We start from the raw sequence: 13753 nt of genomic DNA on the forward strand, positions 1-13753 counted from the left end.
GCGACACATGCCCACCGAGGCCACCCGGCGGATCGACCTCGTCTTCTCCCTGTTCGACGCCAACCGCAACGGCGTCGTCGAGGTCGACGACTTCAACCTGATGACGGCCCGCGTGGTCGCGGCCGCCGCCGATTCGGACGAGGCCGCGAAGGCCGCGATCCGCGCCGCCTTCCGGCGCTACTGGACCACCCTGGTCAGCGAGTTGGACACCAACGGCGACGGCGTGATCAGCCGCGAGGAGTTCGGCGGCTTCGTCCTCTCGCCTGAGCGCTTCGGCCCCGCCGCCGGCGAGTTCGCCGACGCCCTGGCCGCGCTCGGCGACCCGGACGGCGACGGTCTGATCGAGCGCCCGCTGTTCGTGGCGCTGATGACCGCGATCGGCTTCGAGCACGCCAACATCCACGCCCTCTTCGACGCCTTCGGCCCCACCCCCGAGGACCGCATCACGGTGGCCGTCTGGGCCGCCGGGATCCGCGACTACTACGCCCCGGACAAGGCCGGCATCCCCGGCGACCTGCTGGTGGGCCAACCGGCCGCCTGATCTCCCCGGGGCGCGCCCGCCCCGGATCGGCTGAGCGACGGCGCCGCCGCCCCGCACCTGCCCGGCGGCGCCGTCCCGCGCTTCGCGCACCGGGCCCACGGCCGCCCGCGCCACCACCCACGACCGGTCCGCCGGCCAGGTCCTGTCCGGCCGATCCTGCCGGACAGGACCTGGCCGCGGCTTCCCGAAGTCCGAACACCAGGAGGGATCATGGCCACCGCCGCCCGCCCCCGTGCCGGCGTCGACGAGGGCGTCGGACCGACCGCCCTGATGGTCGCCGCCGCCCGCGCGATCGAGACCCACCGCCCCGACGCCCTCGCCCGGGACGCCCACGCCGAGCACTTCGTGCGCGCCGCCCGGTCTTCCGCGCACTGGCCGGTGCACCCCCGGGACGTCCCGGACGGCGAGGCCGATCCGCTCTGGGGGCGGCTCGGCCGCTACCTCGCCCTGCGGACGAGGGCGTTGGACGACCAGCTGCTGTGGTCCGCCCACCTGGGCGTCCGCCAGGTGGTCCTGCTCGGCGCCGGCCTGGACACCCGGGCCTTCCGGCTCGACTGGCCCGCCGACCTCGCCGTCTTCGAGGTCGACCGGCCCGGGGTCCTCGCGTTCAAGCAGCGCGTCCTCGACCGGGTCGACGCCCGGCCGGCGGCGCGCCGCGTACCGGTGGCCGCCGACCTGCGCGGCGACTGGGCCGACGCCCTCACCGCGGCCGGCTTCCAGCCCGCCGAGCCGACCGCCTGGCTCGCCGAGGGCCTGCTGCCCTACCTGCCCGCCGCCGCCGAACAGCGGCTCGCGGCTGCCGTCGACCGACTCGGCGCCGCAGGAAGCACCTTGGCGTACGAGGCCAAGCTCGGACCGGAGTCCGCGGCGGTCCGAGAGAACCCCGTCTACACGACCGCTCGCGAGCGACTCGGCGTCGACCTGCTCGCCCTGTTCGACGCCGGGCCCCGCCCCGACACCACCGCCGATCTCACCGAGCGCGGCTGGTCCACCACCGTCCACAGCCCGTTCGACTTCACCCGCCACTACGGCCGCGGCCCCCGGCCCGAACCCCACGACGCCTTCGCCGCCAACCGCTGGGTCTTCGCCACCCGGTGACGCCCCCGCTCCGGGCTGCCCCGGCCGGCTCCGGCCCGCCCGGTGTTCGGTTCTGCGCACAGGCCGCCGCCGTACGGGCCCGGCGTGATCCAACGGACACGCCCTAGACTTCGGCCATGCTCAAAGCCGACCGTACCGCCCGGATCCTCACCCACATCACCGAGGCGGGCAGCGCCGATGTGCACGAGCTGGCCGGCCTCCTCCAGGTGTCACCGGCCACCGTCCGCCGGGACCTCCAGGAACTGCACGACCAGGGCCTGCTGCACCGCACCCGTGGCGGGGCGGTCACCGGTGCCGTCAACCTCGAACTGCCGCTGCGCCACAAGCACGGGACGCGGCAGGCGGAGAAGCGGCGGATCGCGCTGGCGGCCGACCGGCTGGTGCCGGACGGCGCCGTGGTGGGCCTGACGGGCGGCACGACGACGAGCGAGCTGGCCCGGGTGCTGGCCGAGCGCGGCGGGATCACCATCGTGACCAACGCGGTCAACATCGCGGCGGACCTCATCGTCCGGCCGGAGGTCCGCCTGGTGGTGGTCGGCGGCCTGGCCCGGACCACGAGTTACGAGCTGGTGGGGCCGGCCGCCGACCGGATGCTCGCCCAGTACCACCTGGACCTCGCGTTCATCGGGGTGGACGGCCTGACCGCGCAGGACGGCTGCACGACGCACGACGAGATGGAGGCCCAGACCGACCGCGCGTTCCTGCACGCCAGCGCGCGGTCGGTGGTTTTGGCGGACAGCACCAAGATCGGCCGGGTGACCTTCGCCAAGATCTGCCCGCTCGCCGAGGTGCACGACCTCGTCACCGACGACGAGGCCACCGCGGCGCAGGAGAAGGCGATCGCCGCCTGCGGGGTGCGGGTCGCGCGCGTCTGACCTGTTCACGCGGGGTGCCCGGCCGGGGAGAACCGGCCGGGCTCTCTGTCGCACCGCCAGTTGTCATGCAACGGTCCGATAACGACATCCGGGCGACACCTCGACCCCGCCGGTCCGCCTCGTGAATACTGCCCGACGCCACGCTCTTTCGAATCTGCTCAGAACCAGCGCTCTTCAAGCAACTAGGATCAAGCGGCGTACGAAGGCGGTAACTGCGGTGAACACACGTGTACGTACCCTCTGGGCGGTCTGTGCCGTCGGCGCGCTCGCCCTCACGGCGTGCGGCGGCAGCAGTGGCGGCGGGTCCTCCCCGAACGGCGCCGTGACGCTCAAACTCGTCGCCGCCGACTACGGCGAGAAGGAGTCCAACAGCTCCAAGGCCTACTGGAACGGCGTCGCCACCGCGTTCACCGCGGCCAACCCCGGCATCAAGGTCGACGTCCAGGTGATGAACTGGAACGACATCGACAAGCAGGTCAAGACGATGATCCAGAGCGGCAACGTCCCCGACGTCCTGCAGACCGGGGGCTACGCCGACAAGGTCGCCGACGACCTCCTCTACAAGGCCGAGGACGTCCTGTCCGCCGACACCCGGGCCGACCTGATCCCGAGCTTCGCCGAGGCCGGCCGGGTCGACGGCGTGCAGTACGGCATCCCGTTCGTCTCCTCCGCCCGCGCCCTCTTCTACAACAAGGCCGTCTTCCAGCAGGCCGGCATCACCCAGCCGCCCGCCACCTGGGACGAAGTGCGCAAGGACGCCGAACTGATCAAGGCCAAGGCGCCCGGGGTCACCCCGTACGCGCTGCCGCTCGGCCCGGAGGAGGCCCAGGGCGAGAGCATGATCTGGGAGCTCGGCAACGGCGGCGGCCCCACCGCCAAGGACGGCACGTACGCCATCGACAGCCAGGCCGACGTCGACACCTTCCGCTGGCTCAAGGCCAACCTCGTCGACCCCGGCCTGACCTACGCCAACCCGGCCACCACCGACCGCAAGACCGCCTTCGCCGACTTCGCCGCGGGCAAGGCCGCCATGGCCAACGGCCACCCCTCGCTGATCCAGATGGCCAAGGACGGCAAGGTCGACTACGGCGTCGCGCCCATCCCCGGCAGGACCGGCCCGCTCGCCTCCACCCTCGGCGTCGCGGACTGGACGATGGCCTTCAAGAAGAACGGCCACCGCGACCAGATCAGGAAGTTCCTCGACTTCGCGTACTCCAAGGACAACACGCTCGCCTTCGACGAGACCTACAACCTGATGCCGGTCACCCAGAGCACCCTGCGCGAGATGACCGCCAGCGGCAAGCACAAGGACCTCGAACCGTTCTTCGCCCTCCTGCCGAACGCCGTCTTCTACCCGCTCGGCAACACCACCTGGGACGCGGTCTCGGCCGAGCTCAAGAAGAGCATCGGCACCGCCGTCGCCGGGGACCCGGCCAAGGTGCTCGGCGACCTGCAGAAGAAGGCCCGGGACGCCGTCGCTAACAAGTAGGACACGCCCGCCCCGGCCCGCGCCCCGTCCGAAAGGCACCGCCGTGTCCCTCGACTCCCCCACCCCCCGAGCCCCCGGGCCCGGCCGGCCCGCCCGGACGGGCTCCGGCCCCGGTCGGCTCGGACCGCTGCCGTGGATCGCCCCGGCCGTCCTGCTGATCCTGGCCGTCGTCCTGTGGCCCGTCTACGAGATGGTCCGCACCTCGTTCCTGCGCATCAGCACCAGCGGGTTCGTCCGCGGCTCCGCCGGGCTGGACAAGTACCGCAAGCTCTTCGGCGAGGCCGACCTCGGCCGGGTGCTGCTCTCGACGGTGGTCTGGACGGTGGCCGTCGTCGGCCTGACGATGGCGCTCTCGCTCGGCCTGGCCCAGCTGTTCAACCAGCGCTTCCCCGGGCGCCGGTTCGCCCGCTGGGCCCTGATCGCCCCCTGGGCGGCGTCCGTCCTGATGACCGCCATCGGCTTCCGGTGGATGCTCGACCGGACGGCCGGCGTGCTCAACACCGCGCTGACCGACCTCGGCCTGGTCGACGGCCCCCGGGACTGGCTCGGCGACCCGTCGACCGCCTGGCCCTGGATGGTCCTCGTCGCCGTCTTCGTCTCGCTGCCGTTCACCACCTACACCCTGCTCGCCGGCCTGCAGACCGTCCCCGGCGAGCTGTACGAGGCGGCCCGGGTGGACGGCGCCTCCCCCTGGCAGGCCTACCGGAGGATCACCCTGCCGCTGCTGCGCCCGGCCTTCCTGGTCGGCCTCGTGATCAACCTGATCAACGTCTTCAACTCCTTCCCCGTCATCTGGGGCATGACCCAGGGCGGCCCGGGCAGCGCCACGGCCACCAGCACGGTGTTCATGTACCAGCTGAAGAACACCGACATCGGCGAGTCCGCGGCCATGTCGGTGGTCAACTTCGCCCTGGTGGTGCTGATGGTGCTGGTCTTCCTCAAGGTCGGCCGCTGGAACGGGGAGGAGCGTTGACGGCCCGCCCGCCCGCGCACCGGATCCGCCCGCGCGCCCTGGTCATGGCGGCGGCGGCCTGGCTGCTGGCGGCGGTCTTCCTGCTCCCGTACCTGGAGATGGCCGTCACCGCGCTGCGCCCCGCCGACGAACTGCGCGACGCGGGCTACCTGCCGCGCCACCCCGCCTGGTCCAACTTCGTCGACGTCTGGCGCGAGTCGACGCTCGGCGCCAATCTCAAGGTCACCCTGCTGGTCGCCGGGGGCTCCACCGTGCTCGCGCTGCTGGTCGCGCTGCCCGCCGCGTACTGCACCGCGCGGTTCAGGTACCGGGGCCGCAAGCTCTTCCTGCTGCTCGTCCTGGTCACCCAGATGTTCCAGCCGACCTCGCTGCTGGTGGGCCTCTACCGCGAGTTCTACCAGCTGGACATGCTCAACTCGGTCTGGACGCTGATCCTCTGCAACGCCGCCTTCAACCTGGCCTTCGCCGTCTGGATCCTCACCGCCTACATCGGCTCGATCCCGGTCGAGTTGGAGGAGGCCGCGCTGCTCGACGGCCTCGGCCGGCTCGGGGCGCTGCGCCGGGTGGTGCTGCCGCTGGCCATGCCCGGCGTGGTCACCGCGGTGATCTTCACCTTCATCTCCGCCTGGAACGAGTTCGTGATGGGCCTGACCCTGTCGACGGCCCCGGAGAGCCAGCCGCTGACCGTCGGCATCAACGGGTTCATCGGCAACTACACCGTGGAGTGGAACTACCTGTTCGCCGGATCGGTGGTCGCGATCGTGCCGGTCGTGGTGCTGTTCGCCGTCATCGAGCGCCACGTGGTCTCCGGGCTGACCGCCGGATCGGTCAAGTAGCCCCGGCCGTCCGGGGTGTCGGGAACGGTGACCCCGCCATTGACATGGACCGGCCACAACTGTGAATGTTGCTTGTATTCCCCCATGTTCAAGCAGCTTCGCGCAGTAAGTGAACATCTCTTGCTCATCCGACGGGAGAACACACCGTGCGCTTGGTACGACCTCGCCTCCGCCGGGCCGCCCTCACCGTGGCCCTCACCAGCATCGCCGCCGTGGCCGGGCCCGCCCTGCCGGCCCGCGCCGCCACCCCCGGCTCCGCCGTCCTCGACGGCGGCCACCAGAGCACCACCTGGCAGAGCCCCACGTACGCCAAGGGCACCCTCGGCGGCGCCGCCTCCTGCCCGTCCGCCGCCCAGGACCCGGACGGCACGGTCTGCGGCCGCTTCGACCTGACCGTCGACGCGCCCGCCGGCTACTGGGACGACAACCCCGAGGGCGGCGTCCCGCTCTCGATCCAGTGGCAGAACCCCACCGACGACTTCGACCTCTACGTCTACGACGCCAACGGCAAGGAGGTCGCCGAGAGCGCGGGCACCGCCAACCCCGAGGCGACCGTCATCCCGAAGGCCTCGGGCACGTACCACGTCCTGGTCGTCCCCTACGACGTGCACGGCGGCTCCTTCACCGGCCGCGCCTACCTGCCGCAGACCGCCGACGCGGGAGACCTCACCTCCTTCTCCGGCGGCCAGGGCAGCTACGACATCGCCGCCGGCACCCTCAAGGCCAAGGTCGACTTCCTCGCCGACGACCAGTTGCGGCTGCGCGCCGCCCCGGACGGCGTGCTCACCGACCCGGCCGGCAGCACGATCATCCGCAAGCAGCCCGAACTCCAGCGCGGCACCTCGTCGTTCGACGCCGGCGACTACTACGGCATCCGCTCCAAGGACCAGGTGCTGCGGGTCTACAAGCACCCCCTGAGGTTCGGCCTGTACAAGGCCGACAACCGCACCGCCGTCTGGCAGGAGGACGCCCCGCTGCGCTGGTCCACCAGCGGGCTGCGGCAGAGCCTGGTCCGCGGCGCCGACGAGCAGTTCTTCGGCGGCGGCGAGCAGAACGGCTCCTTCTCCCACCGGGACAAGACCGTCCACGTCGCCAACAGCACCAACTGGAACGAGGGCGGCTACAACAACTCGCAGCCGTTCTACATCTCCACCGCCGGCTACGGCGTCTTCCGCAACACCTTCGCCCCGGGCAGCTACGACTTCGGCTCGCCCGTGCGCACCGGACAGCAGGAACGGCGCCTGGACGCCTACTACTTCACCGGTGACGTCAAGTCGGTGATCGGCAAGTACACCACCCTGGTCGGCAAGCCCTTCATGCCGCCCGTCTACGGCCTGGAGCCCGGCGACTCCGACTGCTACCTGCACAACGCCAACCGCGGCGAACGCCACACCACCGACGCGCTCAAGGTCGCCGACGGCTACGTGCGGAACCAGATGCCGCTCGGCTGGATGCTCGTCAACGACGGCTACGGCTGCGGCTACGAGAACCTCGCCCAGACCGGCGAGGGCCTGCGCAAGGACCACGCCCAGCTCGGACTCTGGACCCAGAACGGCCTGCCCGACCAGGCCGCCGAGGTCAAGGCCGGCGCCCTGGTGCGCAAGCTCGACGTCGCCTGGGTCGGCAACGGCTACGACTTCGCGCTGAACGCCTGCGACCAGGCCAAGGCCGGCATCGAGGACGGCAGCGACGCCCGCGGCTTCGTCTGGCTGCCCGTCTCCTGGGCCGGCGCCCAGCGCTGCGGCGTCCTGTGGAGCGGCGACCAGAGCCTGTCCTGGGACTACATCCGCTGGCAGATCCCCACCTACGCCGGCGCCACCATGTCCGGCATCGCCTACAACACCGGCGACGTCGGCTCCATCTACCGCCGCGACCCGAAGATGTACACCCGCGACCTCCAGTGGAAGTCCTTCCTCCCGGCCATCATGACCATGGACGGCTGGGCCAGGGACATGGCCGGCAAGGAGCAGCGCGACCAGCAGCCCTGGCTGGACGGCGAGCCCTACACCTCGATCAACCGCAAGTACCTCCAGCTGAAGGAGCGGCTGCTGCCGTACATGTACACGCTGTCGGCGGAGGCCACCAGGACGGGCGTCGGCGCGGTGCGTCCGCTCGCCCTGGAGTACCCGGACGACCCGGCGGCCCTCGGCCCGAACGCCAAGTACGAGTTCCTGGCCGGGCCGGACTTCCTCGTCGCGCCGGTCTACTCGGACACCTCGGTGCGCGACGGCATCTACCTGCCCAAGGGCACCTGGACCGACTACTGGACCGGGCGCACCTACCAGGGCCCCACCACGGTCAACGGGTACTCCGCGCCGCTGGACACCCTGCCGCTGTTCGTCAAGGGCGGCTCGATCGTGCCGATGTGGCCCGAGGGCACGCTGTCCTGGGAGAACCGGGACCGCACCCGGCTCGACTACGACCTCTACCTGCAGGGCGACTCCTCCTACACCCTGTACGAGGACGACGGCGTCACCCGCGGCTTCGCCGCCGGCGCCTCGGCCACCCAGCGGGTGGACGTCCGCGCCCACGGGCCGGTCACCGTCGTCAAGGTCGGTGCCAGCGTGGGGAGTTACACCGGCAAGCCGGCCGAGCGGGGGTACCGCTTCACCGTGCACGGCAAGCCCGCCCCGCGCCTGGTCGTCACGCAGGGCGGACCGCTGCCCCGGCTGGACTCCGCGGCGGCGCTCGACTCGGCCGCCTCGGGCTGGTACTACGACGCCGCGACCGGGGTCACCCAGGTCAGGACGCCCGCCGTCGCCACCGACCACGGCTTCTCCGTCGAACTGATCCACGGCGGCCACTGACCGGCCGGACGCCGCAGGGCCCCCTCGCGAACCGCCGCGAGGGGGCGCTGCGGCGTTCCGGGGCCGCTGTGTCCGGGGCATTCCCCGGCCCGCCCCCGTCCCGTAGCGTGGCGGGGGTGAACGCGAACCCGTCCACCCCCGCCCGGTACGACGCCGTGATCGTCGGCGGCGGCCACAACGGGCTGGTGGCCGCCGCCTACCTCGCCCGGGCCGGACGCCGGGTCCTGCTGCTCGAACGGCTGCCCCGGGTCGGCGGGGCCGCCGTCTCCGCCCGGGCGTTCCCCGGCGTGGACGCCCGGCTGTCGCGCTACTCCTACCTGGTCAGCCTGCTGCCGCGGAAGATCGTCCAGGAACTGGGCCTGCGGCTCGACCTGCGGCGCCGCCGGATCGCCTCGTACACGCCCACCGTCCGGGACGGGAAGCCCACCGGCCTGCTGGTGGACGCCGCCGACCCCGGCCGGACAGGGGAGGCGTTCCGGGCGCTCACCGGAACCGACCGGGAGTGGGAGGCCTGGCAGCGCTTCTACGGCATGACCGGACAGGTCGCCCGACGGGTCTTCCCGACCCTCACCGAGCCGCTGCCCGCACGCGCCGAACTGCGCCGGCGGATCGCCGACGACACCGCCTGGACCGCCCTGTTCGAACGGCCGCTGGGCGAGACGATCGAACGGACCTTCAGCGACGACCTTGTCCGCGGGATCGCCCTGACGGACGCGCTGATCGGTACCTTCACCCACGCCCACGACCCCTCGCTCCGGCAGAACCGCTGCTTCCTCTACCACGTGATCGGCAACGGGACGGGCGACTGGGACGTCCCGGTCGGCGGCATGGGCGCGGTGACGGACGCGCTGGCCGAGGCGGCCCTGGCCGCCGGCGCGGAGATCCGCACCGGGTGCGAGGTCACCGCCATCGCCACCGACGGCCACGGCGACGCCGAGGTGACGTACCGTCACCAAAACGGCGAGGCCACGGCGGCGGGCCGCCGGGTGCTGGTCAACGCCGCCCCGGCCACCCTGGCCCGCCTCCTCGGCGAGGAACCCGGGCCGGCGCCCGAGGGCGCCCAGCTGAAGGTCAACCTGGTGCTGCGCCGGCTGCCGCGGCTCCGGGACACCGGCGCGGACCCCCGGGAGGCCTTCGCGGGCACCTTCCACATCGCCGAGGGCTACCGGCAGTTGGAGACCGCCTACGCCGAGGCGGCGGCCGGCCGGATGCCCTCCGCGCCCCCGTCGGAGATCTACTGCCACACCCTCACCGACCCCACCATCCTGGGCCCCGAAGCCGTCCGCCAGGGCCTCCAGACGCTGACCCTGTTCGGCCTGCACATGCCCGCACGGCTGTTCACCGACCCGGCCGCCAAGGAGCGCGCCCTGGCGGCCAGTCTGGCCCAACTGGACGAGGTGCTGGCCGAACCGATCGCCGACTGCCTCGCGCCGGACGCCACCGGCCGGCCCTGTGTGGAGGCCAGGACCCCGCTCGACCTGGAACGGGAGATCGGCCTGCCCGGCGGCCACATCTTCCACCGGGACCTCTCCTTCCCGTTCGCGACCGGGCCCGTGGACGGCCCCGCCGCCCGCTGGGGCGTGGCGACGGCCCACCCGAACGTCCTGCTGTGCGGCGCGGGCGCCGTCCGCGGCGGCGGAGTCAGCGGCATCCCCGGCCACAACGCCGCCCGGGCCGCCCTCGAAGCCCTGTCCGGTTAGGCCCGGTCGGCGTCGGCCCCGGCGCCGGTCAGCTCCGGTCGGCGTCGGCCCCGGCGCCGGTCAGCTCCGGTCGGCGTCGGCCCCGGCGATGGCCCCGGCGATGGCCTCGGCGGTGGTCTTCAGGTCGTGCAGCCACCCGTCGAGGCCCTGGCGCAGGATCGCGGTCGCGGTGGGAACGTCCGCGTCGACCTGGGGCCCGGTGTGGGTCTCCTCGGTGCTCACCCGGACGCCGCCCTTGACCTCGGTGAAGTTCCACACGTGGACGCCGTCGATGTGCAGCCCTTCGGCGACGGCGGGGCCCGTCCAGCGGATGCAGGACTCCCGCTTGAGCTGCTGGACGGTCGAGGTGATGTCCAGGCTGGTGGCGGTGGTCGCGGGGTTGGGCGGGAGCGGGGTCGTCCACCGGAACGCCGAACCCGGGCGCAGGCGGCCGTGGTCGAGGCGCTCCGCGCTCGCGACGGGGCCCTGCCAGGACGGCCAGCGCTCCACGTCGGTCTGGAGCTTCCAGATGGTGCGCAGCGGCGCGTGGATCACCGTCTCGGTCCGGTAGCGGACCTGGGCCCGGGGATCGACGCCCTGGCCGCGGCAGGTCAGGGACGGACCGGGGCGCGAGGTGGCGGCCCCGGCGGGCGCGGCCGCGGTGCCGAGGAGGCTGACGACGAGCGGGACGGCGAACAGGGCGGCGCGGACGCCGGTGCTGCGGGTGCCGGACATGGGATTCCCCTTGATCGAGTGTCAGTTGGTGGGCGGGCGTTGCCTGTCGGGCTGCGGGCGAGGCTGCGGCAGCCCCGCACGCGATAGATGTTTGCGCGTTCGTTAGAAGTTATAACGCGAATCCCCGTAAGAGGTCAACAGCTTTCGTGACACCCTCTAACCAGAGGCCGGGCGACGGGCGGCCGAGCGCCCCAAACTCTCCTTATGGGACGGAACGTGTCGAACCTGGGACCCTACGCGACCTTCGCCCTGCCCCAGGTCGACGCACCACCGCGCCACCGGGCCATAAGTCCTGCTTGGCGAGGGGCCTATGAACCGTCGTTGGACGCGGCGGCGCGATCGGCTCGATGTTGGCCGCATGACGTCTCCCGCTGCGTCCGACGCGGCCGCCGTGAACCAGAGCAGGACCCCGCACGAGATCGCCGTGGTGGGCGCAGGCGCCGCCGGCACCCTCACGGCGCTGCGCCTGCTCCACCACGCGGCCGCCGGGAGACCCGCACCGGCCCGGATCTGGCTCATCGACCCCGGGCCCGCAGGCCCGGGGCTGGCGTTCGGTACCGACGCGCCGCACCACCTGCTGAACGTCCCGGCCGGCCGGATGAGCGCCCACCGGGACGACCCCGGCCACTTCGTGCGCTGGCTCGGCGACCGCGGCGGCGAGCACGACTTCGTCCCCCGGCGCCTCTTCGGCCGCTACCTCGCCGAGAGCCTGGCAGCGGCTGCCTCCGGCCCCGGCACCCCCGACCTGGTCCGAGTGCCCGACCGCGTCGTCGCCCTCACCCACCGGCCCCGGGCGACCACCCCGCCGCTGCGCCTGTGGCTGCACGACGGGCCACCGCTCGACGTCGACGCGGCGGTGCTGGCCCTGGGCAACTTCGCACCCGGCCAAGCCTGGGCACCGCCGGCGCTGCGCGACTCCGGGCGGTTCCTGGCCGACCCCTGGGCACCCGGCGCCCTCGCGGCCGTCCCCGAGGACCGCGACGTCCTGCTCGTCGGCACCGGCCTGACCATGGTCGACATGGCGCTCAGCCTGCAACGCCCCGGACGCGTCGTCCACGCCCTGTCCCGGCACGGCCTGGTCCCCCGACCGCACGCCGCCACCCCGCTCACCGCGCCCGCCGCCCCGGCCACCCCGGCCACCCCGGCCACCCCGGCCACCCCGCAGCTCGACGCCCGTGCGGGGCTGCCCGCGCTGCGCCGGGCGGTACTGTGCCAGATCGCCCGCTGCCGCCGCGTCCACGGCGACTGGCGGGCCGGGGTCGACAGCCTCCGCCCCCTCACCAGCGCCCTGTGGCAGCAGCTCTCACCCGCCGACCAGGCCCGGCTGCTGGCCCGGGACCTCCGGCTCTGGGAGACCCATCGCCACCGGATCCCGCCGGTCAGCGCCAGGGCCCTGCGCACCGCCGTCGACGCGGGCCTGGTCAGCATCGGCCGGGGCACCGTGGCCGACGCCAAGACCACCGCGGACGGCCCCGGCGAGGTCGGCGAGGTCATCGACGTCCGGCTGGACGACGGCCGCGCGCTGCGGGTGGGGGCGGTGCTGAACTGCACCGGCTCCGAGGCCGAACTCACCCGGGTCGACGACCCGCTGATCACCGACCTGCTCACCACCGGCCTCGGCTCCCCCGCCCCCGTCGGCGGCGGCTTCGACACCGCCGCCGACGGCCGGCTCCTCCCCGCGGGCGGCCGGGCTCCGGCGCCGCTGTGGACGCTGGGCTCGCTGCGGCGCGGCAACCTGCTGGAGACAACCGCCATCCCGGAGATCCGCTGCCAGGCCGACGACCTCGCCCTGCTGCTGGGCCGCAGCGCGGCGGGAACGCCGAGCGGGCCGGGAGCGCCGAACGGAGCGGTACCGGCCCGCTGAGCGGGCGTGCACGTCAGCGGCCCGCGGCGCGACCGGACGCGCCGCGGGCCGGGCCGCACCCGGCCGGGCCCGGTCAGGCCTGGCCGGTCGTCGAGAGCGCCACCACCTTCGTCACCGAGCCGTCGTCCCCGAGGACGTCGCGCAGGTGCCGGAAGCCCAGCCGTCGACACATCGCCAGGCTCGGGGCGTTCTCCGCACCCACCATGCCGTAGACCTCCTTGAGCCCCAACTCGTCGGCGGCGTAACGGATCAGTCCGCGGACCACCTCGGTGCCCAGGCCCCGGCCCCAGAACTCCGGGGCGAGGGCGGTGACCAGCTCGTGGCCGTCGACGTTCCCGGTCTTCTTCACCTCGGCGTGGCCCGCGTACCTCCCGTCCAGCCACAGGCCCCACACGTCGAAGATCCGCTGCGGGTACACGTCGGTCAGGATCGCGCGGAACAGCGCGCGGATCTGCGGCTCGGGCACCAGGTCCTGGCCCATCCAGCTGCACACGTCAGCGTTGCGGAGGAGGGAGACGAAGGCGTCCTCGTCCTCGGCCCGGTAGGGGATGAACTCCAGGTGTTCGGTGCGCAGCGAAGGGGTCACGGTCAGCTCCTCGGGGTTGTCGTGGGACGGAAGTGCTGCGACCGGTCAGGATCCGGCGCTCTCCATGCGCTCGCGCAGGCTCCGCGGCCGCATGTCGGTCCACACCTCGTCGACGTAGGCGGTGCACTCCGCCTCGGTGCCCTCCTGGCCGACGGGCTGCCAGCCGGCGGGCACGTCGAGGTCGACCGGCCAGAGGGAGTACTGCTCCTCGTCGTTGCGCAGCACCTGGTAGCGGGTGTTCTCGTCCATGTCGTGCTCCTTCGTCGTTGT

General features: G+C 73.0%; 12 protein-coding genes. 9 read left to right on the forward strand and 3 right to left on the reverse strand.

Annotated features, from left to right (window positions below):
- The first annotated feature begins 7 nt into the window (after nt 1–7).
- The 8 genes from AC07BF_RS01155 (at nt 8) to AC07BF_RS01190 (ending at nt 10319) form a co-directional block, all read left to right on the forward strand.
- Nucleotides 8–541 carry an EF-hand domain-containing protein gene (locus tag AC07BF_RS01155; RefSeq protein ID WP_363586602.1) on the forward strand — a complete coding sequence of 178 codons (534 nt, stop codon included), beginning with the start codon at nt 8–10 and terminating at the stop codon, nt 539–541.
- 210 nt (nt 542–751) lie between these two features.
- Nucleotides 752–1639 carry an SAM-dependent methyltransferase gene (locus AC07BF_RS01160; RefSeq protein WP_363586603.1) on the forward strand — a complete coding sequence of 296 codons (888 nt, stop codon included), beginning with the start codon at nt 752–754 and terminating at the stop codon, nt 1637–1639.
- A gap of 116 nt (nt 1640–1755) precedes the next feature.
- The gene (locus AC07BF_RS01165; protein ID WP_363586604.1) at nt 1756–2514 is read left to right on the forward strand and encodes a DeoR/GlpR family DNA-binding transcription regulator; all 759 of its coding nucleotides are present in this window, start codon (nt 1756–1758) and stop codon (nt 2512–2514) included.
- Between the two features lie 217 nt (nt 2515–2731).
- On the forward strand, nt 2732–4003 hold the full coding sequence (locus AC07BF_RS01170) for an extracellular solute-binding protein (protein WP_363630597.1): 1272 nt from the start codon (nt 2732–2734) through the stop codon (nt 4001–4003).
- A gap of 43 nt (nt 4004–4046) precedes the next feature.
- Complete coding sequence (locus AC07BF_RS01175) at nt 4047–4976, forward strand: carbohydrate ABC transporter permease (RefSeq protein WP_350883856.1); 930 nt, start codon at nt 4047–4049, stop codon at nt 4974–4976.
- A gap of 44 nt (nt 4977–5020) precedes the next feature.
- Nucleotides 5021–5812: a carbohydrate ABC transporter permease gene (locus AC07BF_RS01180; protein ID WP_363630614.1), complete on the forward strand. Its 792-nt coding sequence runs from the start codon at nt 5021–5023 to the stop codon at nt 5810–5812.
- A 146-nt stretch (nt 5813–5958) separates the two neighbouring features.
- Entirely contained in the window at nt 5959–8619 is a 2661-nt protein-coding gene (locus AC07BF_RS01185) for a glycoside hydrolase family 31 protein (protein WP_478332716.1), read from the forward strand.
- Between the two features lie 116 nt (nt 8620–8735).
- Nucleotides 8736–10319, forward strand: coding sequence for a phytoene desaturase family protein (locus AC07BF_RS01190; RefSeq protein ID WP_478332717.1), 1584 nt, complete (start codon nt 8736–8738; stop codon nt 10317–10319).
- A gap of 60 nt (nt 10320–10379) precedes the next feature.
- On the opposite strand, the gene AC07BF_RS01195 is transcribed toward AC07BF_RS01190, so the two are convergent.
- On the reverse strand, nt 10380–11033 hold the full coding sequence (locus AC07BF_RS01195) for an SRPBCC family protein (RefSeq protein WP_478332718.1): 654 nt from the start codon (nt 11031–11033) through the stop codon (nt 10380–10382).
- Between the two features lie 358 nt (nt 11034–11391).
- On the opposite strand from AC07BF_RS01195, the gene AC07BF_RS01200 reads away from it, so the two are divergent.
- Nucleotides 11392–12897 (forward strand): FAD/NAD(P)-binding protein, encoded by a 1506-nt coding sequence (locus AC07BF_RS01200; RefSeq protein WP_478332719.1) that lies wholly within the window; start codon nt 11392–11394, stop codon nt 12895–12897.
- A gap of 73 nt (nt 12898–12970) precedes the next feature.
- Here AC07BF_RS01200 and AC07BF_RS01205 read toward each other — a convergent pair whose 3' ends face one another.
- Nucleotides 12971–13483, reverse strand: a complete 513-nt coding sequence (locus tag AC07BF_RS01205; RefSeq protein WP_363586611.1) for a GNAT family N-acetyltransferase — start codon at nt 13481–13483, stop codon at nt 12971–12973.
- 45 nt (nt 13484–13528) lie between these two features.
- Complete coding sequence (locus tag AC07BF_RS01210; protein WP_363586612.1) at nt 13529–13732, reverse strand: MbtH family protein; 204 nt, start codon at nt 13730–13732, stop codon at nt 13529–13531.
- Nucleotides 13733–13753: the final 21 nt, after the last annotated feature.

It is taken from the genome of Kitasatospora sp. NPDC043950, assembly GCF_056435345.1.